At 59.5% G+C, this 23,664-nt stretch carries 18 protein-coding genes; 9 read left to right on the plus strand and 9 right to left on the minus strand.

Annotated features, from left to right (window positions below; translation table 11 throughout):
• Position 1: 1 nt before the first annotated feature.
• Both ACYZTR_RS02545 and gpmI read right to left on the minus strand, forming a co-directional pair.
• On the minus strand, positions 2–1,300 hold the full coding sequence (locus ACYZTR_RS02545; RefSeq protein WP_461976190.1) for a murein hydrolase activator EnvC family protein: 1,299 nt from the start codon (positions 1,298–1,300) through the stop codon (positions 2–4).
• A 262-nt stretch (positions 1,301–1,562) separates the two neighbouring features.
• Complete coding sequence (gene gpmI / locus ACYZTR_RS02550) at positions 1,563–3,092, minus strand: 2,3-bisphosphoglycerate-independent phosphoglycerate mutase (protein WP_461976191.1); 1,530 nt, start codon at positions 3,090–3,092, stop codon at positions 1,563–1,565.
• A 153-nt stretch (positions 3,093–3,245) separates the two neighbouring features.
• On the opposite strand from gpmI, the gene ACYZTR_RS02555 reads away from it, so the two are divergent.
• From ACYZTR_RS02555 to secB, 3 genes are read left to right on the plus strand one after another with little or no spacing between them, the layout of a single operon-like run.
• Positions 3,246–3,659 carry a rhodanese-like domain-containing protein gene (locus tag ACYZTR_RS02555; RefSeq protein WP_461976192.1) on the plus strand — a complete coding sequence of 138 codons (414 nt, stop codon included), beginning with the start codon at positions 3,246–3,248 and terminating at the stop codon, positions 3,657–3,659.
• A gap of 1 nt (position 3,660) precedes the next feature.
• A complete protein-coding gene (grxC, locus tag ACYZTR_RS02560; protein WP_008149430.1) occupies positions 3,661–3,915 on the plus strand; it encodes a glutaredoxin 3 in 255 nt (84 codons plus the stop codon).
• Positions 3,916–3,956: 41 nt separating this feature from the next.
• Entirely contained in the window at positions 3,957–4,442 is a 486-nt protein-coding gene (gene secB, locus ACYZTR_RS02565) for a protein-export chaperone SecB (RefSeq protein WP_461967853.1), read from the plus strand.
• 114 nt (positions 4,443–4,556) lie between these two features.
• Here the strand turns inward: secB and ACYZTR_RS02570 are convergent, their stop codons facing one another.
• Positions 4,557–5,012 (minus strand): tRNA (cytidine(34)-2'-O)-methyltransferase, encoded by a 456-nt coding sequence (locus tag ACYZTR_RS02570; RefSeq protein ID WP_008068783.1) that lies wholly within the window; start codon positions 5,010–5,012, stop codon positions 4,557–4,559.
• Between ACYZTR_RS02570 and ACYZTR_RS02575 the strand changes: the two genes are divergently transcribed.
• Positions 5,011–5,451, plus strand: a complete 441-nt coding sequence (locus tag ACYZTR_RS02575; RefSeq protein WP_461976195.1) for a hypothetical protein — start codon at positions 5,011–5,013, stop codon at positions 5,449–5,451. The two genes, ACYZTR_RS02570 and ACYZTR_RS02575, sit on opposite strands and share 2 nt — an antisense overlap.
• A 461-nt stretch (positions 5,452–5,912) precedes the next feature.
• On the opposite strand, the gene ntrC is transcribed toward ACYZTR_RS02575, so the two are convergent.
• From ntrC to glnA, 5 genes are all read right to left on the minus strand, one after another.
• The gene (ntrC, locus tag ACYZTR_RS02580) at positions 5,913–7,349 is read right to left on the minus strand and encodes a nitrogen regulation protein NR(I) (RefSeq protein ID WP_449642787.1); all 1,437 of its coding nucleotides are present in this window, start codon (positions 7,347–7,349) and stop codon (positions 5,913–5,915) included.
• Positions 7,346–8,431, minus strand: coding sequence for a nitrogen regulation protein NR(II) (glnL, locus tag ACYZTR_RS02585; protein ID WP_008024908.1), 1,086 nt, complete (start codon positions 8,429–8,431; stop codon positions 7,346–7,348). The genes ntrC and glnL overlap by 4 nt, the downstream gene beginning before the upstream one ends.
• A 230-nt stretch (positions 8,432–8,661) precedes the next feature.
• A complete protein-coding gene (locus ACYZTR_RS02590; RefSeq protein ID WP_461976197.1) occupies positions 8,662–9,282 on the minus strand; it encodes a DUF4124 domain-containing protein in 621 nt (206 codons plus the stop codon).
• Complete coding sequence (locus ACYZTR_RS02595) at positions 9,279–9,794, minus strand: DUF4124 domain-containing protein (protein ID WP_461976199.1); 516 nt, start codon at positions 9,792–9,794, stop codon at positions 9,279–9,281. Before ACYZTR_RS02595 ends, ACYZTR_RS02590 begins: the two co-directional genes overlap by 4 nt.
• Positions 9,795–9,999: 205 nt before the next feature.
• Positions 10,000–11,406 carry a glutamate--ammonia ligase gene (gene glnA, locus ACYZTR_RS02600; RefSeq protein WP_449642784.1) on the minus strand — a complete coding sequence of 469 codons (1,407 nt, stop codon included), beginning with the start codon at positions 11,404–11,406 and terminating at the stop codon, positions 10,000–10,002.
• Between the two features lie 330 nt (positions 11,407–11,736).
• On the opposite strand from glnA, the gene thiI reads away from it, so the two are divergent.
• Together thiI and typA are read left to right on the plus strand one after the other, a co-directional pair.
• Entirely contained in the window at positions 11,737–13,191 is a 1,455-nt protein-coding gene (thiI, locus tag ACYZTR_RS02605; RefSeq protein ID WP_461976201.1) for a tRNA uracil 4-sulfurtransferase ThiI, read from the plus strand.
• Positions 13,192–13,330: 139 nt separating this feature from the next.
• A complete protein-coding gene (gene typA, locus ACYZTR_RS02610) occupies positions 13,331–15,151 on the plus strand; it encodes a translational GTPase TypA (protein WP_461976203.1) in 1,821 nt (606 codons plus the stop codon).
• Positions 15,152–15,356: 205 nt separating this feature from the next.
• Here the strand turns inward: typA and ACYZTR_RS02615 are convergent, their stop codons facing one another.
• Positions 15,357–15,800: a YkgJ family cysteine cluster protein gene (locus ACYZTR_RS02615; RefSeq protein WP_008149447.1), complete on the minus strand. Its 444-nt coding sequence runs from the start codon at positions 15,798–15,800 to the stop codon at positions 15,357–15,359.
• A gap of 254 nt (positions 15,801–16,054) precedes the next feature.
• Between ACYZTR_RS02615 and ACYZTR_RS02620 the strand changes: the two genes are divergently transcribed.
• The 3 genes from ACYZTR_RS02620 to ACYZTR_RS02630 all read left to right on the plus strand — a co-directional run bounded on the left by ACYZTR_RS02620 (position 16,055) and on the right by ACYZTR_RS02630 (position 23,593).
• The gene (locus ACYZTR_RS02620; protein ID WP_461976205.1) at positions 16,055–18,505 is read left to right on the plus strand and encodes a glycogen/starch/alpha-glucan phosphorylase; all 2,451 of its coding nucleotides are present in this window, start codon (positions 16,055–16,057) and stop codon (positions 18,503–18,505) included.
• A gap of 130 nt (positions 18,506–18,635) precedes the next feature.
• A complete protein-coding gene (locus ACYZTR_RS02625; protein ID WP_461976207.1) occupies positions 18,636–22,223 on the plus strand; it encodes a DUF2339 domain-containing protein in 3,588 nt (1,195 codons plus the stop codon).
• Complete coding sequence (locus tag ACYZTR_RS02630; protein WP_461976209.1) at positions 22,220–23,593, plus strand: DUF3999 domain-containing protein; 1,374 nt, start codon at positions 22,220–22,222, stop codon at positions 23,591–23,593. The genes ACYZTR_RS02625 and ACYZTR_RS02630 overlap by 4 nt, the downstream gene beginning before the upstream one ends.
• Positions 23,594–23,664: the final 71 nt, after the last annotated feature.

Consider the following 23,664-nt stretch of genomic DNA (forward strand, 5'->3'; position numbering starts at 1 on the left):
CCTATCCTTGCGCGCGGCACCATTGCGCCGGATCACTCGGGTGACCCTGCTGACGAATAGCGAAATACAGCGCTGGTGTGTCCTGCCCGCCACTGCTACCCACAGTGGAGATGGACTCACCGGCTTTTACAACGTCACCCGCAGACTTGAGCAGCGTCTGGTTGTGACCATAAAGACTCAAAAAACCGTTGCCATGGTCGAGAATCACCAGCAGCCCGGCGCCTCGCAACCAGTCGGCGAACACCACGCGACCGCCATGCACGGCGTGCACCTGGCTGCCGGCGGAGGAGCTGATCATCACGCCGTCCCACTTGGTGCGGGCGTCATCGCCACGGGTTTCGCCAAAGCGTGCCAGCAGTCGACCATCAACGGGCCAAGGAAGTTTTCCCCGGCTTGACGCGAAAGGGCCACCAAAGGTCTCGCCTGAGCTTGATACCAGAGCGCCGGGCGTCGATTTAACAGGTGTACGTGGGGCGTCAGTGGCGTCTGCGTCTGCTTCAGCCTGAGCCTCACGTAAACGCTTTTTTTCGGCTTCCTGCTGGGCGATCAGCGCTTTTTGCCGCGCTTCCTCTGCCTCACGGGCCTGGCGGGCCAAGGTTTCTTCAATGGTTTTAAGGACTTTAGACAGGTCTGCCTGATCCTGCTCGCGGGCTGCCAGCTTCTGATCGCGGGCCTTTACGTCGTCACTGAGCTTGGCCAGGACTTGCTGGCGCTCCTTGCGGACTTTGTCGAGTTCGTCGCGCTGGCTGTCGAGGCTGCTTTTGTGCACCAACAATTGTGCCTGTTGCAGGGCGATGTCTTTTTCGACATTGGCCAGTTGGCGCAGGGTTTCGTTGAAATTCTTCAGCTGCTCCAGGCGGGCCTGGCTCAGGTAGTCGTAATAGGTGAGGGTGCGGGCGAATTTTTCCGGGTTCTGCTGGTTGAGCAGCAGCTTCAAGTACTCCTGACGGCCGTTTTGATAAGCCGCGCGGGCCTGAATGGCGATCAGTCGTTGCTGTTCAATGCGCGCGCTCTGAAGTTTTTTTTTCTCGGCATCGAGTCGCTGCAGCTCGGATTCGCTTTTCTTCAGCTCTTTTTGCAGGGCTTCGACCTGCTTCTCAAGCTTGCCCATTTCGGTTTCGGTGCCTTTGAGGTCTTTTTGCACACCGGATTTTTCTTCCTGGAGCTTGCCCAGCAGTTTTTTCAGCTCGGCAATGTCCTGACGCGTGGCGTCCAACTGTTGTTGGGTTTGCGCGCGCTCGTCAGCAAAGGCCGGTTGGAGCAGGCATGTCAGAGCAAGGGCTATCAGGACGCGAAGCATAGAGGCGGGCGACACCAGGGAAAGGGACGGCCTAGTATGCCCGCCAAGCGTTGCAAAAAAAACGCCCAATTGGGGCTGTGTGATGACTGGAGGGAAGGGAGACGACTCTAATATCCGATTTATCTCTTCAAAGCGCCACAAACCACTGTGGGAGCGAGCTTGCTCGCGATGGCGTCTTAACATTCAACATAGATGTTGGCTGTTAGATTGCTATCGCGAGCAAGCTCGCTCCCACAGGTTTTGCGGTGTTTGTTTAACCGGATTACACCAGTATCGATGTGCCAGTCATTTCTGACGGTTTTTCCATACCCATCAACATCAGCATGGTCGGGGCCACATCCGCCAACACGCCGCCATCACGCACTTTCAGATCACGCTTGCCGACATAGATGAACGGCACCGGCTCGGTGGTGTGAGCGGTGTGAGCCTGGCCGGTGGACTCGTCGGCCATTTGCTCGACGTTGCCGTGGTCGGCAGTGATCAGCGCTTCGCCGCCGACTTTTTCCAGCGCGTCGACGATGCGGCCGACACACAGGTCCAGGCATTCAACGGCTTTGACGGCTGCGTCGAACACGCCGCTGTGGCCGACCATGTCGCCGTTGGCGTAGTTGACCACGATCACGTCGTAACGCTGGTTTTCGATAGCGTCGACGATGCGGTCGGTGACTTCCGGGGCGCTCATTTCCGGCTGCAAGTCATAGGTGGCGACTTTCGGCGACGGGATCAGGATGCGTTCTTCGCCTGGGAACGGTTCTTCGCGACCGCCGGAGAAAAAGAAAGTCACGTGGGCGTACTTTTCGGTTTCGGCAATGCGCAGCTGGGTCTTGCCGTTTTTCGCCAAGTAATCGCCCAGCACGTTGTCCAGGCTGCCCGCAGCGAAGGCCGATGGCGCGGGAATGCTGGCGGCGTACTGGGTCAGCATGACGAAGCCGGCCAGTTTTGGCTGGCGCGCGCGTTCGAATTCCTTGAAATCGTCTTCAACGAAGACGCGGGTCAGTTCACGGGCGCGGTCGGCGCGGAAGTTCATGAACACCACAGCGTCGCCGTCTTCGACTTTCACCGGCTCACCAATAGAGGTGGCTTTGACGAATTCGTCGCTCTCGCCACGTTCGTAAGCGGCCTGCAGGCCTTCCTGAGCGGTGGCGGCGTTGAATTCGCCGTTGCCATCGACAATCAGGTTGTAGGCCTGGGACACGCGGTCCCAGCGGTTGTCGCGGTCCATGGCGAAGTACCGGCCGACAATGCTGGCGATCCGACCTTTACCGAGGGCCTGAAAGCTTGCGTCCAGCAGTTCGATCGACGACTGAGCGCTTTTCGGCGGTGTGTCGCGGCCATCAAGGAAGGCGTGCAGATAAATTTTTTCGGCGCCGCGTTTGAAAGCCAGTTCGGCCATGGCCACCAGGTGCTCCTGGTGGCTGTGAACGCCGCCATCGGACAGCAGGCCCATGAAGTGCACAGCTTTGCCGGCAGCGACGGCTTTATCCACAGCGGCGCAGATAGTCGGGTTTTCGAAAAACTCGCCATCGCGGATCGATTTGGTCACACGCGTGAAGTCCTGATACACCACGCGGCCGGCGCCGAGGTTCATGTGGCCGACTTCGGAGTTGCCCATCTGGCCGTCCGGCAGGCCCACGTCCATGCCGCTGCCCGAGATCAGGCCGTTCGGCACGGTGGCCGATAAACGGTCCAGCACGGGCTTCTTGGCCGCATAGATGGCGTTGGATTCAGGGCTCTCACTGTGACCGAAGCCGTCAAGAATAATCAGGACCAAAGGTTTGGGCGTGGTAGTCATGGATTCCACTCGTGGCTGAGTTAAAAGAGGGCGATGGAAAAGGGAGTGGCAGTTTAAAGGCAAGTTCAATCCACGTCACCGCCGGACGGGGTTTGGCCCACCATAGTGGCTGTGTATACTGGCCGACATTTTAACGCCCTGGAACCTCCTTCGATGGTTGATCACCTGATTGCATTTGCCACTACCCACTATCTGCTCGTCGGCATCTTCGCCGTTCTGCTGGCTCTGCTGATCGCCCATGAGATGAAGGGCGGCGGCCGTAGCCTGAGCACCGGGGAACTGACCGGGCTGGTCAACAAGGACGCAGGCGTGGTGATCGACATTCGTGCAACCAAGGATTTCGCCGCCGGTCACATTGTTGGCGCGTTGAACATCCCTCACGACAAACTGACCGCTCGCGTCGGCGAACTGGAAAAGCACAAGGCCAAGACCATCATCCTGGTCGATGCCATGGGCCAGACTGCCGGCACTCATGCCCGCGAACTGATGAAATCCGGCTTCACCGCCGCCAAGCTCTCCGGCGGTATTTCCAGCTGGAAGGGTGACAACCTGCCGCTGGTGAAGTGATATGAGCAACGTCGTCGTCTATTCCAGCGATTACTGCCCTTACTGCTCGCGAGCCAAGTACCTGCTCGAGAACAAAGGCGTAGCCTTCGAAGAGATCAAGGTCGATGGCAAGCCGCAGGTGCGTGCCGCCATGGCTCAGAAGGCCGGACGTACGTCCGTGCCGCAAATCTGGATCGGCAGCACCCACGTTGGCGGTTGTGATGATTTGTTTGCCCTTGAACGCGCCGGCAAGCTCGACGCCATGCTCAAGGCCTGAATGCCTTCCCTGTAAGACCCCAAGATCAGAAAGGATCTGAGATGACTGACCAACAGAACACTGCAGCTAGCGAAGAAGAAACCGCACCGCAATTCTCCTTGCAGCGCATCTACGTACGTGACTTGTCCTTCGAAGCCCCGAAAAGCCCGGCGATCTTCCGTCAGCAGTGGGAACCAAGCGTCGGTCTGGATCTGAATACCCGTCAAAAGGCACTGGAAGGCGATTTCCACGAAGTCGTGCTGACCCTGTCCGTCACCGTGAAGAACGGCGACGAAGTGGCGTTCATTGCTGAAGTGCAACAGGCCGGGATCTTCCTGATCAAGAACCTCGATGACGCTTCGATGAGCCACACCCTCGGCGCGTTCTGCCCGAACATCCTGTTCCCGTACGCTCGCGAAACCCTGGACAGCCTGGTGACCCGCGGTTCGTTCCCGGCCCTGATGTTGGCTCCGGTGAACTTCGACGCGCTGTACGCACAGGAACTGCAACGTATGCAGACTGCGGGCGAGACTACGACCGTTCAATAAGCGATCCAATGTGGGAGCGAGCTTGCTCGCGATGAGGTCATCAGCTTCAACATCAATGTTGGCTGACACACCGCCATCGCGAGCAAGCTCGCTCCCACATTTTTTTATGTAGCGTTATTTAAAACCGAGCTGACGCCAGCCTTCGTAGACGGCAACCGCCACGGTGTTTGACAGGTTCAGGCTGCGGCAGCCTTCACGCATCGGCAGGCGCAGACGCTGTTCACTGGGCAGCGCATCGAGTACTTCCGCCGGCAAACCACGGCTTTCCGGGCCGAACAGGAACGCATCGCCTTCGGCGAAGCTGGCATCGTGGAACGGCCGCGAGCCCTTGGTGGTGAAGGCGAACAGCCGAGGGTGACCGAGGCTTTCCAGACAGCTGGCGAGGTCTGCGTGGCGTTGCAGGGTGGCATACTCGTGGTAATCGAGGCCGGCCCGGCGCAGACGCTTGTCGTCCATCTCGAAGCCCAGCGGTTCGATCAAATGCAGGTGGCAGCCACTGTTGGCGCACAGCCTGATAACGTTGCCGGTATTCGGCGGAATTTCTGGTTGGAAAAGGATGACGTGAAACATGCACGGCTCCGAAGATAAAGATGTGCAGCATTCTACGCCGCAAGCGGATCCGCGTTCGAAACTATTCCCACGGGTGATGGCTTCACTGGCGATTGTCGGGGTGATGGTGGGGCTGATGATCGGTCGCCTGACCACTCCCGACCCCAGCGAATTGCAGCAAGTGGAAGTGACGAACGATGGGCTGGTGGTGTGGTTCAACAACGAACCGAAGACTCACGGCGAGTTCGTGGATGGCAGCCTGGCGCTGCTGTTTGAGGCTGAAGGCAAGGTGCAGAAAGGTCAGCTCAACATCAACGACAAGAGCGTGAACTGGAAGGTACGTTTGAGTGATGGGGGGTTGTTGCTGACGGTGGTGGCGGCCCGGCCACTGCAGGGTGAGTGGGCCGGTAGCGAGGTTGATGACCGCTGGCGGCTGGAGATCCATCTCCGAGAGCAATAAAAGAGGGAATCCCCGGCCTGCCTGTACCAAGGTTCCCAAAACGGCAGGGCTCGCGCATTGCATCGTGAGCCCGGTGTAAAGAGGGGAATCCCCGGCCTGCCTGTACCAAGGTCCCCGAAACTGGGTAGTGAATCGAATCACTGAATGGACTATTGCAGGGGGCGTGCCAGGTTTTCATAAATTGAAACAGAAAGCCGCGTTGAGACGCTGAAAGCCCCGTGATTCGGGGCTTTCGTGTTTTTTCGATAGGGTTCGATTGCGGACGCGGGCGGGACTCTGGATCGATTGCTGTGCGCGATTGCGGTTCACGGTGCATTCAGGCGGTGCACGCAGGGGCGATGATCGTTCCCACGCTCCCGCGTGGGAATGCCTCAATGGACGCTCTGCGTCCGCTTCGGCAGGGACGCGGAGCGTCCCGGGCTGCATTCCCACGCAGAGCGTGGGAACGATCGGGTTAAAAGTTAACCCTCATCCCCCTCATCATCATCCCCACCATCAACCTTCATTCCCAATTCCTTGATCTTGCGCGTCAGGGTATTACGCCCCCAGCCCAGCAAAACGGCGGCATCGCGGCGGCGGCCGGCGGTGTGTTTGAGGGCGGTCTCGATCATGATCCGCTCGAAGGCCGGCACGGCGCTGTCGAGCAGGTTCGACTGGCCACGGGCCAGCGCCTGATCAGCCCACTGGCGCAGCGCTTGCTCCCAGTTGGTCACCGGTGCTGAATCCTGCGGCAGGTTCAGCAGCTCCGGCGGCAGGTCGCTGATGTGCACTTCGCGACCCGAAGCCATCACCGTGATCCAGCGGCAGGTGTTCTCCAGCTGACGCACGTTGCCGCCCCACGGCAGGTTTTTCAGGTATTCCTCGGTTTCGCTTTTCAGCAGCTTCGGTTCCACCGCCAATTCTTGCGCGGCACGGCTGAGGAAGTGCTTGGCCAGGGTCGGGATGTCTTCGCGACGGTCCGACAGCCGTGGAATATGGATGCGGATCACGTTGAGGCGGTGGAACAAGTCCTCACGGAATTTCCCGGCGTGCACCAGGGTTTCCAGATTCTGGTGAGTCGCGGCGATGATTCGCACATCGACCTTCACCGGCACATGGCCGCCGACGCGGTAGAACTCGCCGTCCGCCAACACCCGCAGCAAACGAGTCTGGGTGTCTGCCGGCATGTCGCCGATTTCATCGAGGAACAGCGTGCCGCCGTCCGCCTGTTCAAAGCGCCCGCGCCGCAGGTTGGCCGCGCCGGTGAACGCGCCTTTCTCATGGCCGAACAGCTCGGATTCCATCAGGTCTTTCGGGATCGCCGCCATGTTCAGCGCAATGAACGGCGAAGCCGCGCGCGGGCTGTGACGGTGCAGAGCGTGGGCCACGAGCTCTTTACCGGTCCCGGATTCGCCGTTGATCAACACGGTGATGTTGGAGTGGCTCAAGCGCCCGATGGCGCGAAACACTTCCTGCATTGCCGGCGCTTCACCGATGATTTCCGGGGTGCGGGTCAGGGCAACCGGGACTTCCAGGCCTTGCTGTTCCTGAGCGTGCTGGTTGGCGCGCTTGACCAGGGACACCGCTTCGTCGACATCGAACGGCTTGGGCAGGTATTCAAACGCGCCGCCCTGATAGGACGCGACAGCGCTGTCCAGATCGGAGTGAGCGGTCATGATGATGACCGGCAGCCGTGGGTGTTGTTCGCGAATCCGCGCCAGAAGGTCCAGACCGCTGGCACCCGGCATGCGGATGTCGGAGATGATCACGTCCGGCTGCTGGCGCGCCAGGCGGCTCATCACGCCATCGGCGCTGTCGAAGCTTTGCGTGGTCATGCCTTCTTGCTGCAAGGCTTTTTCCAGGACCCAACGGATAGAACGGTCGTCATCGACGATCCACACGGTTTCACTACGGCTCATGTCGATGTGGCTCCTTGTTCCAGTGGCAGAAAGATCGAGAAGGTGGTGTGGCCTGGGTGGCTGTCACATTCGATCAGGCCCTGGTGCTGGCTGATGATGTTCTGGGTTATGGCCAGGCCCAGCCCGGTACCGTCCGGGCGGCCACTGACCATGGGAAAGAAGATGGTTTCCTGCAACTCCGCGGGAATGCCCGGGCCGTTGTCGATGATTTCGATTTTTGTCACCAGGCGATGTCGAACGTGACCGATGGTGAACTGGCGCATGGCGCGGGTACGCAGGCTGATGCGGCCAAGGCGCAGCTCGTTCTGGCTGCTGATGGCCTGCATCGCATTGCGCACAATGTTCAGAACGGCCTGAATCATTTGTTCGCGGTCGATCAACACGTCGGGAATGCTAGGGTCGTAGTCGCGCACCAACGTGATGCAGCCCTGACTTTCGGCTTCCACCAGGTGGCAGACGCGCTCGAGCACTTCGTGGACGTTGCACATCGCCAGCGACGGCAGTTTGTTGGAGCCGAGCATGCGATCGACCAGATTGCGAAGGCGGTCGGCCTCTTCAATGATCACGTTGGTGTAGTCGCGCAGGCTTTCTTCCGGCAGTTCGCGAGCGAGCAATTGCGCCGCGCCGCGAATCCCGCCGAGAGGATTCTTGATTTCGTGAGCGAGGCCGCGCACCAGCATCTTGCTGGTTTCCTGCTTGGACAGCTGCGCTTCTTCTTTGGTGATTCGCAGCAAGCGGTCGCGGGGGTGGACTTCCAGCAGCAGCATGGTGGCGCCGTTGGCGAGAATCGGCGTGACCGCATAATCGACGGTCAGGGTCTGGCCGGTGAGGGCGGTGAGCATCGCTTCGCGTTTGGTGAACGGATGCGCCTGCTCGACCGCCTGGCGCAGGGAATTCAGCGCCTCGGTGGATTCGGTGAACAACTCGCTGATGAACTGCCCATGGCTACGCTGACCGCTGATGGCCAGGAGCATCTCCGCTGCCGGGTTCATGTACTCGAGGCGCAGTTCGGCGTCGAGCAGAATGGTTGCGGTAGTCAGGTTGTCGAGTAGCAAGCGGTGTAGTGCGTCGCTAATGGTCATCAGGACCTCTTTTGGAGCGGAGCGTGCGCAAGAATCAAGCGCTGATACGAGGAAAATGCAAAAACCAAACCAAGGCTCCGAAAAGAAGCGTTTAAGGCCTGAAACGGACGTTTGACGCTCGTCTGCGTGGCGTTCTGCCGGCTTTGTCGGGTACTTTCGAACCAAAATGGGTTGGAGTGTGGGTACGGTGCAGTCTATTGCACCAATATTGTGCGCTTAGCTGAACGGCGTTAGAAGAAACGCAGGAAGGGATTTTTCGGCTCGATGGGTTTGTCTTTGAGCGGACATTCCGGTCGTTGGCCGTAATCGACGAGGGCGCAGGGATTGACCTGGCGCTTCTGCGCGAGGGAGATGCGCAGCATGTGGAACGGCTGGTTGGCTGTGCGCTCAACGATGCGGCCCTGCTCGTCGAGGATTTCCACAGAAAGGTTATGGCTGCCGCGATCGATGTTGCTCAGGGCGAATACCGGGCTTGGGGCGGGCTCTGCGGTGGGTTGGCCGTCGAGTAGCAGTCGGTAGCGATGGCCCCGTTGCAGGCCGGGTTCGCTGGTGACACTGACGATTAGTTCTCCGGCGCTGCTGCGGACAGTGGCGTCTGGTTCCGGCACCAGTACGCGGAGCATGTCGTAATGGAAAAGCGGTTTTGTTTCGGTCTTTTTACCGGCAATGACCGGCGTTGTACCGGTGGAGTTGGCGGGCATGCGATTGCTCGGAGCTATCGGCACACGCTTGGCCTTGCCGGAGCCTGGCTGATCGGTGAAGACTCGATTGCCCTGGGCGTCGACGTAGGTGAACACCTCGGCCGTGACCGGCAGGGCGATCAAGCAGGCGATCAGTAGCCACACCCTCACGGCTTATGCACCCGTTGTACGGTAAACGTCACGGTGGGACTTTGCTGCACCAGATTTTCCCCATCGATCACCTGCACCGCGAGGCTGTGTTCGCCGCGATCGACGTTCACCAGTTGCAGGATCGGCACGTTGCTCGGTTGTCCGTAGGGCTGATCATCCAGCAACAACCTCAATAGATGCGGCCCTTGCAGGCGTGGCTTGATCAGTACGCTGACGGTGAAAGTGCCGTTGTTGGCGCGCAACGCCTCCTCGGTGGACAGGCCGGTCAGTTCCAGTACCTCGTAGGCGCTGCGAGGTTGCTCACGGCCGTTGGCTTCGGCAGGCGGTGCAGGTTCGCCCGGTGGCTGGCTTTCGACTCTGTTGAGCGGAGGCAATTCGACCGGTTGAGCTTTAACGCCATCGGGCGGTTGATTGCTGTAGGCGGTGTTGCCGTTGGCGTCGGTGTACTTATAGATCTGCGCTGCGGCAGGCAGGGCGATCAACAGCAAGATGAATAGAAAACCACGACCCATAAAATCGACCAGAAACGAAAGCGTTGAAGTGCAGCATAGGTCAGGGGCGGCGGTTGGTCCTAGCCGTAAACATTTCGCCATTACTTTCGCACAGTGATCGTTCCCACGCAGAGCGTGGGAACGATCAGGGGAACGACCGCCCACAAAAAAGGCCTCCCGAAGGAGGCCTCTTTTTTGTCACGCCGCGTGCCGCAGCGATACCGGATCAGCAGCTGTAGTACAGCTCATATTCCAGTGGGTGTACGAAGGTGCGTACTTTGATTTCTTCTTCGCTTTTCAGGGCGATATAAGCGTCGATGAAGTCGTCGCTGAAAACGCCGCCTTTGGTCAGGAACGCACGACCTTTGTCCAGCTCTTCCAGGGCTTCTTTCAGGCTGCCGCACACTTGTGGGATCTCTTTCGCCTCTTCAGGCGGCAGGTCATACAGGTTTTTGTCAGCAGCATCGCCAGGGTGGATCTTGTTCTGGATACCGTCCAGGCCGGCCATTACCAGAGCAGCGAAGGCCAGGTACGGGTTGGCTGCTGGATCCGGGAAGCGGGCTTCGATACGGCGAGCGCGAGGGCTGGACACGTAAGGAATGCGGATCGAAGCGGAGCGGTTACGAGCCGAGTAGGCCAGCATTACCGGTGCTTCGAAACCTGGGACCAGACGCTTGTAGGAGTTGGTCGACGGGTTGGTGAAGCCGTTCAGGGCCTTACCGTGCTTGATGATGCCGCCGATGAAGAACAGAGCGGTATCGGACAGGCCGGCATAGCCTTCGCCAGCGAAGGTGTTCTTGCCATCTTTGGCGATGGACAGGTGAACGTGCATACCCGAGCCGTTGTCGCCGTACAGAGGCTTAGGCATGAAGGTCGCGGTGCGGCCATAAGCGACAGCCACGTTGTGTACGCAGTACTTCAGGGTCTGAACTTCGTCAGCCTTGGCTACCAGGGTGTTGAACTTCACACCGATTTCGTTCTGACCGGCAGTCGCCACTTCGTGGTGGTGAACTTCGATGACCAGGCCCATTTCTTCCATGGCGTTGCACATGGAGGTACGGATTTCGTGGTCGTGGTCGAACGGTGGAACCGGGAAGTAACCACCTTTGATGCCTGGGCGGTGGCCATGGTTGCCGCCTTCGATGTCTTGGTCGGACATCCACGAACCTTGTTCAGAGAAGATTTTGAACATCGAGCCGGAAATGTCGGACTTGAACTTCACCTGATCGAAGATGAAGAACTCAGGCTCCGGGCCAACGAAAACGGTATCGCCGATACCGGTCGACTTCAGGTACTCCTCGGCACGCTTGGCGATCGCACGTGGGTCGCGATCGTAGCCTTGCATGGTCGAAGGCTCGATTACGTCACAAACGATGATCAGCGTTGGATCTTCGGTGAACGGGTCGAGAACGGCAGTGCTGTCGTCCGGCAGCAGGATCATGTCGGAGGCTTCGATGCCTTTCCAGCCGGCGATGGAGGAACCGTCGAACATTTTGCCTTCTTCAAAGAAAGCGTCATCCAGCGCGTCGCGAGCCGGCATGGTCACGTGGTGCTGAGTGCCTTTGGTGTCCGTGAAGCGCAGATCAATCCATTTGACGTCATGATCTTTGATGAGTTGAACCGACTTCGACATAGTGTCCTCCGGGTGGCTTCGGGCTTAGTAGTGGATGCCCTTGGAATGTGGGTGATGCCGGCGCGAATACTCTGCCAAGGCAACCTGCCTCACAAGGGAGCAAATTGCATGCCAGTGCCCAACCATGGGTTTTTTGCCCCAATATCACGCTTATAAAGGAACAAAGGAGCGCAGAACTGGAAATCGCGCCCCGTAATGTAGCGTTAAATTCAACAAGCGACCTGTTTTGGTGCGCGCAAAACCTTCTGCACATTAACTGGTTAAACCTTGAGCAATTTCCGCTATAATCCGCGCCCCCCTTTTTCGGCTGGCCCAGCGCGCGCTGTTTTCATGAAACTAATCGTAAAAGTCTTCCCCGAGATCACCATCAAGAGCCGCCCGGTACGGATGCGTTTCATCCGCCAGTTGGCCAAAAACATCCGTACCGTGCTCCGCGACCTGGACCCGGCTGTGGTGGTGAACGGTGTGTGGGACAATCTCGAGCTGGAAACCCGCGTCAGCGAGCCCAAAGCCTTGAAGGAGATGACCGAGCGCCTGAGCTGCATGCCGGGTATCGCGCATTTCCTGCAGGTCGACGAATACCCGCTGGGCGACTTCGACGACATCGTCGCCAATTGCAAGCAGCACTTCGGTGATGCGTTGGCCGGGAAGATCTTTTCGGTGCGCTGCAAGCGTGCCGGCAAGCACGAGTTCACCTCGATGGACGTCGAGAAATACGTCGGCAGCCAACTGCGTCGTCAGTGCGGCGCCGCCGGAATCTCGCTGAAAGACCCGGAAATCGAAGTTCGCATCGAAATTCGCGACAAACGGTTGTTTGTGATCCACAGCCAGCACAACAGCATCGGCGGTTATCCGCTGGGTGCCCTGGAACAGACACTTGTGCTGATGTCTGGCGGTTTCGATTCCACCGTCGCCGCCTACCAGATCATGCGCCGCGGGCTGATGAGCCATTTTTGCTTCTTCAATCTGGGCGGACGAGCCCATGAATTGGGCGTTATGGAAGTTGCGCACTTCATCTGGAAGAAGTACGGCAGCTCCCAACGCGTGTTATTTGTGAGTGTGCCGTTCGAGGAAGTACTGGGAGAAATTCTCGGTAAAGTCGATAACAGTCATATGGGTGTAGTTTTGAAGCGTATGATGTTGCGCGCTGCTTCCCGTATTGCCGATCGGCTGGACATCGATGCGCTGGTCACTGGCGAAGCGATTTCCCAGGTGTCGAGCCAGACGCTGCCGAACCTGTCCGTGATCGACTGCGTGACCGACAAGCTGGTCTTGCGTCCGCTGATCGCCAGTCACAAGCAGGACATCATCGACCTGGCCAACGAAATCGGTACTGCCGACTTCGCCAAGCACATGCCGGAATACTGCGGGGTCATCTCGGTGAACCCCAAGACCCACGCCAAGCGTCCGCGCGTGGAGTACGAAGAACAACAGTTCGACATGGCAGTGCTTGAGCGTGCGCTCGAGAACGCCAAGCTGGTGCCGATCGATCGCGTGATCGACGAATTGGGCCAGGACTTGCAGATTGAAGAAGTCAGCGAAGCGCTGGCCGGTCAGATCGTTATCGACATCCGTCACCCGGATGCCGCTGAAGATGACCCGCTGGGCTTGGCTGGCATCGAGGTACAAGCGATGCCGTTTTATGCATTGAACGCTCGTTTCAAGGAACTGGACCCTACTCGCCAGTACCTGCTGTATTGCGACAAAGGCGTGATGAGTCGCCTGCATGCCCACCATTTGCTCAGTGAGGGGCATGCCAATGTGCGCGTTTATCGACCGAGCTAAGAGCCCGGGGCTGTTTGCCTGTGGCCTGCGTCACCGGCCCCCCGACGCCGCCGTCAAGCTGTAACGGCAAGGCCTGACTCTACTGTTAATCGCTGCCAAGACTTGTCAGCACACCGAATCCTCTGATCGAGATACACAAGTGATCGAAAATCTACGCAACATCGCCATCATTGCTCACGTTGACCATGGTAAGACCACCCTGGTAGACAAACTCTTGCGTCAATCCGGCACCCTGGAGCGCAACGAGCTCAACGACGAGCGCGTGATGGACTCCAACGACCAGGAGAAAGAGCGCGGTATTACCATTCTGGCGAAAAACACCGCCATCAACTGGAACGGCCACCACATCAACATCGTGGACACCCCGGGCCACGCCGACTTCGGCGGCGAAGTTGAACGCGTAATGTCGATGGTTGACTCCGTTCTGCTGCTGGTTGACGCCCAAGACGGCCCTATGCCGCAAACCCGTTTTGTGACCAAGAAGGCTTTCGAAGCCGGCCTGCGTCCAATCGTGGTCATCAACAAGGTTGACCGTCCAGGCGCGCGTCCGGACTGGGTTCTGGACCAGATTTTCGACCTGTTCGACAACCTGGGTGCTACCGAAGAACAACTGGACTTCAAAGTCGTTTACGCTTCGGCCTTGAACGGCATTGCCGGTCTGGAACACACCGCCATGGCGGAAGACATGACCCCGCTGTACCAGGCGATCATTGACCACGTTCCAGCTCCACAGGTTGACCGTGACGGTCCGTTCCAGATGCAAATCTCGGCACTGGACTACAACAGCTTCCTGGGTGTGATCGGCGTTGGCCGTATCGCTCGTGGTCGCGTCAAGCCGAACACTCAAGTTGTGGCTATCGACATTGACGGCAAGAAGCGTAACGGTCGTATCCTGAAGTTGATGGGTCACCACGGTCTGCACCGTATCGACGTTGAAGAAGCAGCTGCCGGCGACATCGTCTGCATCAGCGGCTTCGACCAGCTGTTCATCTCCGACACTCTGTGCGACCCACTGAATGTTGAAGCGATGAAGCCGCTGACCGTTGACGAACCAACCGTTTCCATGACCTTCCAGGTAAACGACTCACCTTTCTGCGGTAAAGAAGGCAAGTTCGTCACCAGCCGTAACATCAAGGAACGTCTGGACAAGGAACTGCTGTTCAACGTTGCTCTGCGCGTTGAAGAAGGCGACACCGCCGACAAGTTCAAAGTCTCCGGCCGTGGTGAGCTGCACCTCTCGGTACTGATCGAAACCATGCGTCGCGAAGGCTTCGAAATGGGTGTTGGTCGTCCGGAAGTGATCATCCGCATGGTTGACGGCGTCAAGCACGAACCGTACGAAAACGTGACCATCGACCTGCCGGAAGTATCCCAGGGCGCGATCATGGAACAGATCGGTATCCGTAAAGGCGACCTGACCAACATGGTTCCGGATGGCAAGGGCCGTGTACGCCTTGAGTACAACATCCCGGCGCGTGGCCTGATCGGTTTCCGTAACGAGTTCCTGACCCTGACTTCCGGTGCAGGCATCCTGACCTCGATCTTCGACCGTTACGACGTGATGAAGTCCGGCGACATGTCCGGCCGTCAGAACGGCGTGCTGGTTTCGGTGGCTACCGGTAAGGCTCTGACTTACTCGCTGGAAACCCTGCAAGCTCGCGGCAAATTGTTCCTGGGTCACGGTGAAGACGTGTACGAAGGTCAAATCGTTGGCATCAACAGCCGCGACAACGACCTGGGCGTCAACCCAACCAAAGGCAAGAAGCTCGACAACATGCGTGCTTCGGGTAAAGACGAAACCATCGCTCTGGTTCCGCCTATCCGCTTCACCCTGGAGCAGGCTCTGGAATTCGTTCAAGAAGACGAATTGTGCGAAGTCACTCCTAAGTCCATCCGTCTTCGCAAGAAGATCCTGGGCGAAAGCGAGCGTACCCGCGCTTCCAAGAAAGCCGGTAACTGAGTTTCGACTTAGTTAGCAGCTAAAAAAACGCCCCCGATCGTAAGGTCGGGGGCGTTTTTGTATGTCCGGGGTTTGTGTAGTGTTTTTGCCGGCCCTTTCGCGAGCAAGCCCGCTCCCACATTGAATCTGCGTCGTTCACAGAACCAATGTGGGAGCGGGCTTGCTCGCGATATAGGTAGTCAGTCGCTGAAGAACTCAGCGCTGGTTAAAACTTCTCGAGGGTCCGACGGCTCTCGCTGGTCTCACGCGCCACTTCTTTCGGCTTGTAAGCGCAATACCCCGGCCGAGGCCCGATTTTTGGGTGGTTGCGGCAAGTATCCGGGCGCTTTTCATAAATAGTGCACAGACGGCTCTTACGATCCAGGTACAGGCAATCGTTGTTGCTCATGCGCTGAAGGGTGAAGATCTCGGACTTCTGGTTGTAACGCTCGACGATCCCTTCCTTCTGCAAACGCTTGGCGATGTTCTTCGGCGGCTCGCCGCGCTCGAATTCATCGACGATGCCGATACGGATCAGATCCTTGATCTTGACCTCGACCGGCAGGGTGCAGCAGCTGGACACGCACGAACCGCACATCGGGGCGGAGTACTTGGCCCAGGTGTCGAGGCGGTCGATCTCCGCGGCGGCGATCAGGTTGGACTTCATCATCGGTTGTTACCAGCGTGCATCAGGGCGCGCGATCATACCGGGACTGGTGGATTTTTGAACAACCTTTCGCCAGATTTTTTCGTATGCCGCCCAATAACACCTGTAACCCGGCACGGCCCCTGCATTCTTTCCGGTGCGCGACAAGGTAATGTCGATCTATCTCACACTAACGGGAAAAACTGCCGAACCAGAGTTCCAACGGCCTGTCAGACCGTCTAGGCTCAATAACTCCACGCTCGCTCGAGGTCCTATCGATGACTCAAGAACCACTTGTTCGCGAAGCAGAGGTGGCCGCATTCCGCGACGCCGTCTTGACCAAACTCACCTACGCGGTGGGCAAAGACCCGGATCACGCCTTCGACCACGACTGGTTCGAAGCCATTGCCCTGGCGGCGCGCGATCACATGGTCGAGCACTGGATGGATCACACCCGGCAGATCTACCGCAAAGGACAAAAGCGGGTTTACTACCTCTCCCTCGAATTTCTTATCGGCCGTCTGCTCTACGACAGCCTGAGCAACCTCGGCCTGCTTGACGTGGCCCGCGAGGCCCTGACTGAGCTCGGCGTCGACCTTGAGCGCATCCGCCTGCTGGAACCCGACGCAGCGCTGGGCAACGGCGGCCTCGGTCGTCTTGCCGCGTGCTTCATGGAAAGCATGTCGACACTCGGCATTGCCGGCCACGGTTACGGCATTCGGTACGAACACGGCTTATTCCGCCAGGCCATCGTCGACGGCTGGCAGCAGGAGCAAACCGAACACTGGCTGGATTTCGGCAACCCTTGGGAGTTCGAACGGCCAGAGGTCGTTTACCCGATCGGCTTCGGCGGCAGTGTCGAAACCGTGACGGATGAAGCCGGCAAGTCCAGGCAAGTCTGGACGCCAGCGGAAACCGTTCGCGCGATTGCTTATGACACGCCGGTCGTCGGCTGGCGCGGGGCGAGCGTCAACACGCTGCGCTTGTGGCGCGCCCGGGCCATGGAAGATTTGCACCTGGAACGCTTCAACGCCGGTGACCATTTGGGCGCCGTGGCAGAAGTGGCCCGGGCCGAAAGTATTTCTCGGGTGCTCTACCCGGCGGACAGCAACGAAGCGGGCCAGGAATTGCGCCTGCGTCAGGAGTATTTCTTTGTCGCCGCGTCCTTGCAGGACTTGCTGCGCCGTCATCGCAACATGCACACCTCGGTTCTGACCCTGGGCGATCATGCAGCGATCCAACTCAACGACACCCATCCCTCGATTGCCGTGGCCGAGCTGATGCGTCAGCTGGTCGACGTTTACGACGTCGCGTGGGATGCGGCGTGGCAAGTCACCGTCGACACGCTGTCCTACACCAACCACACGCTGCTGCCGGAAGCGCTGGAAACCTGGCCGGTCGGTTTGATGGAACGGATGCTGCCGCGGCACATGCAGATCATTTACCTGATCAACGCCCAGCACATCGATTCGCTGCGCGCCAAAGGTATTCACGACTTTGAAGTGCTGCGCGCGGTGTCGCTGATCGAGGAAGACAATGGCCGCCGCGTGCGCATGGGCAATCTCGCGTTCCTCGGTTCCCACAGCGTCAACGGCGTGTCCGCACTGCACACGCAGTTGATGCGCAAAACGGTGTTCTCCGAACTGCACAAACTTTACCCTGACCGGATCAACAACAAGACCAACGGCATCACCTTCCGCCGCTGGCTCTATCAGGCCAACCCGGAGTTGACCTCGATGATGGTCGACGCGCTCGGCCCGGATCTGCTGGACAACGCTGAGAAACGACTGCTGGAACTGGAACCGTTCGCCGAGAAAGCCGCGTTCCGCAAGGCGTTCGCCGAGCAGCGCCTGCACAGCAAGAAAGCCCTGGCGTACATCATTCATGAACGACTGGGGATTGCGGTTAACCCTGCAGCGATGTTCGACGTACAGGTCAAACGGATCCACGAATATAAACGTCAGTTGCTCAACCTGTTGCACACCGTCGCGCTGTATCAGGCCATTCGCGCCGAGCCGGAAATCGATTGGGTGCCGCGGGTGAAGATCTTCGCCGGTAAGGCCGCAGCCAGTTATCACCAGGCCAAGCTGATCATCAAATTGACCAACGACATCGCCCGGGTGGTGAACAACGATCCGACCGTGCGCGGTTTGCTGAAAGTGGTATTCCTGCCCAACTACAACGTCAGTCTGGCGGAAAGCATTATCCCGGCAGCGGATTTGTCGGAGCAGATTTCCACCGCAGGCTTCGAAGCGTCGGGTACCAGCAACATGAAGTTCGGCCTCAACGGCGCGCTGACCATCGGTACCATGGACGGGGCCAACGTCGAAATGTGCGAGCGCATCGGTGTCGAGCACATGTTCATCTTCGGCCTCAGCGCTCAGCAGGTTGAAGCGCGCAAGCAGAACCATGAGTTCAACGCGACGCCGGATATTGCGGCCTCCCACCGTCTGAATGACGTGCTGCAAGCGATACGCGGCGGGGTGTTCTCGCCGGATGATCCGTCCCGTTACGCAGGATTGATCGATTCGTTGATCGACTATGATCGCTTCCTGGTCTGCGCCGATTTCGACTCTTACTGGGACGCGCAGATGCGCGTTGAAGCCCATTGGCACGATTCTCAAGCATGGTGGCGTTCGGCGGTGTTGAGCACTTCCCGGATGGGCTGGTTCTCCTCCGACCGGACCATTCGCGAGTACGCCACGGATATCTGGAAAGCGCTGGAGTAACTTTTAGCAATAATTGCGAGCAAGGCCCGACGGTTGTTGGGCTTGGCCGATATACTGAGCGTCAGTTTGCCGAATGTTTCAGTGACCGCGCAGACGCCACAAGGCAATGGACCGCTTAGGGATATCGACAATGCAATGGATGTTCATGCTGATTGGGCTGGTGCTGGGTTGGCTACTCGACGAGTCGTTCAGCGATGCGCTGCTGGGCGGGCTGCTCGGGTTGGGAATTGGCCAGGCCATTCGCATTGGCCGCCTGGATTCACAAACTGTCGAGCAGCGCCGGCTGCTTGAACAGACTCAGGTGGCCCTGAGTGCGGTCGAGCAACGTCTGGCATTGCTCGAGGTGTCTGGCTTCAAAGCGCCTGAAGCCAGCGAACTGGCTGCCAGCGAAACCGTCCCGTCCCCAGAAATCTTGCTCGATGAAGCCCTTGTCGCCTCTCCGGAGCTGATCTGGGAACTCCCTCCCGAATTAGAACCGATTATTGCTGCGGCCCCTGAAACCAGTCGCCCGCTTCCTGCCGATCCCTGGAAACCCGAGCCAGTCGCCCGCGAGCCGCAACAGCCCGCCATCCCGCGCGGTCCGAATGTCATCGAGCGCGCCATCAGCGGCGCCCGCAACTGGCTGTTCGGCGGCAACACCGTGCTGCGAGTTGGTGTGGTGTTGTTGTTTCTCGGTCTGGCTTTCCTGTTGCGTTACGCCACTGAAGGCATGGTGGTGCCGATCGAGTTGCGTTACGCCGGTGTCGCGGCGGCTGCGTTGGGCCTGCTCGGCCTGGGCTGGTGGCTGCGATTACGCAACAGCCATTACGCGTTGATGCTGCAAGGCACCGGGATCGCGGTGTTGTACCTGACCGTGTTTGCCGCAATGCGCCTGCATCCGCTGCTCGATCCTACTGCGGCGTTGGGCCTGCTGGTCGCGGTGACGGTGTTCTCGGCGATTCTTGCCATCACCCAGGACGCGCTGGGTCTCGCCGCCGCAGCGGCACTCGGCGGTTTCGCCGCGCCGATCCTGACCTCCACCGGCGCCGGCAACCCTGTCGCGCTGTTTAGCTACTTTGCGTTGCTCAACGCCGGCATCCTCGCCATCGCCTGGTTCAAGGCCTGGCGGCTGCTCAACTTGATCGGCTTCGTCGGCACCTTCGGCATCGGTTTCGCCTGGGGCCTGCGCTCCTATGCGCCGGAATTGTTGTGGAGCACCGAGCCGTTTCTGATTGTGTTTTTCCTGATGTACCTGGCGATCGGCCTGCTGTTCGCCCGGCGCACGTTGCTGGAAATGAGCGACGCGCCCGAGGATGACAGCCGTCAGGCGCTGCTGCGCTGGTCAACGCGCAAGGGTGATTACGTCGACGGCACGATGCTCTTCGGTCCTGCGTTGGTGGGCTTCGGTTTGCAATTCGCTCTGGTTCAGCATCTCGAGTTTGCCGCCGCCTTCAGCGCGTTGGCGTTGGGCATGATTTACATGGGCCTGGCACGGTTGCTGATGGGGGGGCGAGCGTTGCTGCTGACGGAAACCTGCCTGGCACTGGGGGTCATCTTCGCCAGCCTGGCGATTCCGTTGGGCCTCGATGCGCGCTGGACCGCTGCTGCATGGGCCGTCGAAGGCGCCGGCATCTTCTGGCTCGGCCTGCGTCAGCAACGACCGCTGGCCCGAGCCTTTGCCTTGCTGCTGCAATTGGGCTCGGCCCTGGCCTTCCTCAGTGAACTGCGGATCGGTGAAAGCAGCCTGCTGGAGGGTGCGCCGCTGGGTGCGTTGATGCTCGGCGTGGCGTTGTTGTTCAGCTTCTATCAATTGCGTAAAGCCTTGCCCGAACAAGCATCGGAATGGGAACGCAAAGGGCTGCCCGTATTGGCCTGCCTCGGTCTGACTTTCCTCTATCTTCTGGCGCCGTTGTTCTTCTTCACTCACGGCACGGCGATCAGTTGGGCGCTGGCGGGGTTGGCGACGTTGTTCGTCGGCCTGCGTCTGCAATCGCGCACCTTCCTGTTCACTGCGTTCGCTGTGCAATTGCTCGGCGGTGCGTTGTTCCTGCTGCGGCTGCAGAGTTCGAGCGGTGAGTCTGGCGCCGTGCTCAGTGCCGGCTGGAGCGGCCTGCTGAGCGCGTCGTTGATCGGCCTGGCGCTGATCGCCGGCATGTTGCTGGCGGCACGGGACCAGATGGTGCGCCGCGACGCTCGACTGTTGCGCGGCTTGTCGGTGGTGTTGCTGGCCGGTCTGGTACTGATCAATCTGGCGGTGCTGTTCGTGTTGCCATGGCAAGCCGCGAGTGCGGTGTGGGCAGCCAGTGGCTTGTTCATCATTTGGCTCAGTCTGTACCTCAAGCAGCGCGTGAGTTTTGTCTTCGGCTTGCTGTTGCAGGTGATTGGCGGCGCGGCGTTCCTGTTCGCCGGTCCGGACCTGCTCGGGCCGCTGGCCAGCGAAGGTTTGAAGCCTCTGGCCCATAGCGGCTTCTGGACGCCGCTGGTGTTGGGCTTGGCCGCGATGGTCGGCGCGTGGCGCTTGCAGCTCGGCAACCATGCCTCGGCGTTTGATGCGCTGAGCTTGCAGCGTTTGTCCGAAGTGCTGCTGGTGTGGGGCGCGGGTTGGTGGGCGCTGGCGTGGGTCAGTGAAGTGCTGCGCTTCGCACCGTTGAATCTGCAAGCGACGCTGTTGCTGGCCGTTGCGGCGCTGAGCGTTGCGCTGTGGACGGTGTTGGCGTTGCGGTCGAAATGGTCGGCGCTGGGCTTGCTCTGCACCTTGCTGATTCCTGCTGCCGGGTTGGTGTTACTGGCTGCGTGGCACTCGCGTTATCACCCGGCGGCCAACGTTGGTTGGCTGGCATGGGCCGCCGTGTTCGTTATGCATTTCATCTCCCTGCGACGTCTGGCGCCGATGCTGCCGGCGCGCGTCCTCAGTACCGCCCACGTGCTCGGCTGCTGGCTGTTGATCGGCGTGCTGGCCCTGGAGCTGCGTTACGGCCTGTTGCTGTTGTCCGAGCAATACAATGCCTGGCGCTGGTTGGGTTGGGCGATTCTGCCGAGCCTGTATTTGGTGCTGATGGCGGCCCCCCGTGGCTGGCCATGGCCGGTATCGGCTTATCCGCGCGAATACCGTGTGTACGCGGCGGCACCGCTGGCGTTGCTGATGCTCGGCTGGTTCTGGCTGGCAAACGTCGTCAGTGACGGCACCGCCGAGCCGTTGCCTTATGTGCCGCTGATCAACCCGCTGGAGTTGGGTCTGCTGTTTGCGCTGTTCGGGGTTTATGTCTGGTCCCGCAGCGCCGTGCCGCACCTGTCGATCCGCCAGGACTACTTTGATCACGCCACGCAACTGGTCGCTGGCGTTTCGCTGTTTGTGTTCTTCACTGCACTGGTGATGCGCACGGCCCACCATTGGGGCGGTGTGCCGTTCGAGCTGGAGGCGTTGCTCGAATCCATGCGGGTGCAGGCCGGTCTGTCTATCGTCTGGACCTTGATGGCCTTGAGTCTGATGATCGGCGGTCATCTGCGTGATCGCCGCGAAGTCTGGCTGATCGGTGCGGGGCTGATCGGTGTGGTGGTGGCCAAACTGTTCTTTGTCGAGTTGAGTAACCGCGGCGGACTCGCCCGGATCGTCTCGTTTATCGGCGTTGGCGTGTTGCTGTTGGTCGTGGGCTATTTCGCCCCGTTGCCGCCCAAGCGCGCCGAGTCTGTGCCGGAGGCTGAAAAACCGGCCCCGCAAACCGAAGGAGTGTCGTCTTGAGTCAGAAGCTGAACTTGGGTTGGTTGGGCGCTGTTGCGCTGGGTGTGGCGCTGTCAGCCAGTGCTCAGGAAAAACCGGCGGACTTCGCCACCCAAGTGCCGTTGTCCGTGAGCGGCGAAGGCCCGTGGTATCGCCTCGAATTGCCCTTGAGTGTGCAATTGAATGCGCGGCAAACCGATTTCAGCGATGTGCGCGTGTTCAATGCCGCCGGTGAGGCTCAGGCTTATTCCTTGGCCCGCGCGCCGGCGCAAACCAGCGAGAACCGCACCCTGACCGACGTGAAGTGGTTCCCGCTGTACAACTCGGCGGATTCCACCGAGCACGCACCGAGCGTGCGGGTGCAATCGAATGCCAACGGCACGCTGGTCGAAGTGCAGCCGTCCAGTCAGCTGGAGGCGGGCGAAGAAATGCTGCGCGGCTGGTTGCTCGACGCCAGCAGCATTAAAGCACCGTTGCAGCAGTTGATCCTCGACTGGACCAGCGAACGCGACGGCTTCCAGCGTTTCTCCATCGAAGCCAGCGACGACTTGCAACATTGGCAGTCCTGGGGCGAAGGGCAGGTGGCACGCCTGACGTTTGCCGATGAACGGGTCGAGCAGCATGAAGTCGCCCTGCCGGGACAATCGGCCCGTTATTTGCGCTTGCTGTGGAACACGCCGCAATCGGCCCCGACGTTGACCTCGGCGCAACTGCAAAGCGCGAAGACCCGCAGCCTGCCGCTACCGCTGGTCTGGTCACAACCGCTGGCCGGCACCAGCGTGAAGCCCGGTGAATACACCTGGCTATTACCCATGGGGCTGAATGTCGAACGCTTGCAAATCGAGTTGAGTCAGCCCAACAGTTTGGCGCCGGTAACCTTGTCCGGTCGTCGGGAAAGCAGCCTGCCTTGGCAGCCGCTGAGCAGCGGTTTGCTCTATCGCCTGACCCAGAATGGCCAGGACGTGGTGCAGAACGAATTGCAGCTGTCGGGGCAAACCGTGCAGCAGTTGAAGCTGACGGTAGACGAGCGCGGCGGCGGACTGGGGGTCGAGGCCCCGACTGTGCGGTTCGCCGTGCGCTCCACTCAATTGGTGTTCCTGGCGCGCGGAGCGGGGCCTTATACGCTCGTGCTGGGAAGTGCCACGGTGAAGGCGGCGAGCCTGCCGCTGTCGACGTTGATTCCGGATTACAGCGCTGCAAAGTTGGCGACGTTGGGCAAGGCTACGGTGGAGGGCGGGGCGGTGGTCACGCCGGCGCCGACAGTGACAACGGCTGCTGCGACTGACACAAATTGGAAGAAGTTCGGGTTGTGGGCGGTGTTGCTGATCAGCGTTTTGTTTCTGGCGGCGATGGCGTTCAGCCTGTTGCGCAAGCCGCCGGTCAACCCTTGAATCTGGCAGCAGCGCCCGGTGCACATCCGGGCGGTTTCGAACTACGCTCAACCGGGCGCATGAACTCTATT

The sequence above is a fragment of the Pseudomonas sp. Hz4 genome, assembly GCF_054898165.1.

Bases quoted from the DNA above. Each gene is read 5' to 3' on its own strand.
- ACYZTR_RS02545 (WP_461976190.1), bottom strand. From the start codon at position 1,300: ATGCTTCGCGTCCTGATAGCCCTTGCTCTGACATGCCTGCTCCAACCG.
- gpmI (WP_461976191.1), bottom strand. From the start codon at position 3,092: ATGACTACCACGCCCAAACCTTTGGTCCTGATTATTCTTGACGGCTTC.
- ACYZTR_RS02555 (WP_461976192.1), top strand. From the start codon at position 3,246: ATGGTTGATCACCTGATTGCATTTGCCACTACCCACTATCTGCTCGTC.
- grxC (WP_008149430.1), top strand. From the start codon at position 3,661: ATGAGCAACGTCGTCGTCTATTCCAGCGATTACTGCCCTTACTGCTCG.
- secB (WP_461967853.1), top strand. From the start codon at position 3,957: ATGACTGACCAACAGAACACTGCAGCTAGCGAAGAAGAAACCGCACCG.
- ACYZTR_RS02575 (WP_461976195.1), top strand. From the start codon at position 5,011: ATGCACGGCTCCGAAGATAAAGATGTGCAGCATTCTACGCCGCAAGCG.
- ACYZTR_RS02570 (WP_008068783.1), bottom strand. From the start codon at position 5,012: ATGTTTCACGTCATCCTTTTCCAACCAGAAATTCCGCCGAATACCGGC.
- ntrC (WP_449642787.1), bottom strand. From the start codon at position 7,349: ATGAGCCGTAGTGAAACCGTGTGGATCGTCGATGACGACCGTTCTATC.
- glnL (WP_008024908.1), bottom strand. From the start codon at position 8,431: ATGACCATTAGCGACGCACTACACCGCTTGCTACTCGACAACCTGACT.
- ACYZTR_RS02595 (WP_461976199.1), bottom strand. From the start codon at position 9,794: ATGGGTCGTGGTTTTCTATTCATCTTGCTGTTGATCGCCCTGCCTGCC.
- glnA (WP_449642784.1), bottom strand. From the start codon at position 11,406: ATGTCGAAGTCGGTTCAACTCATCAAAGATCATGACGTCAAATGGATT.
- thiI (WP_461976201.1), top strand. From the start codon at position 11,737: ATGAAACTAATCGTAAAAGTCTTCCCCGAGATCACCATCAAGAGCCGC.
- ACYZTR_RS02615 (WP_008149447.1), bottom strand. From the start codon at position 15,800: ATGATGAAGTCCAACCTGATCGCCGCCGCGGAGATCGACCGCCTCGAC.
- ACYZTR_RS02620 (WP_461976205.1), top strand. From the start codon at position 16,055: ATGACTCAAGAACCACTTGTTCGCGAAGCAGAGGTGGCCGCATTCCGC.
- ACYZTR_RS02625 (WP_461976207.1), top strand. From the start codon at position 18,636: ATGCAATGGATGTTCATGCTGATTGGGCTGGTGCTGGGTTGGCTACTC.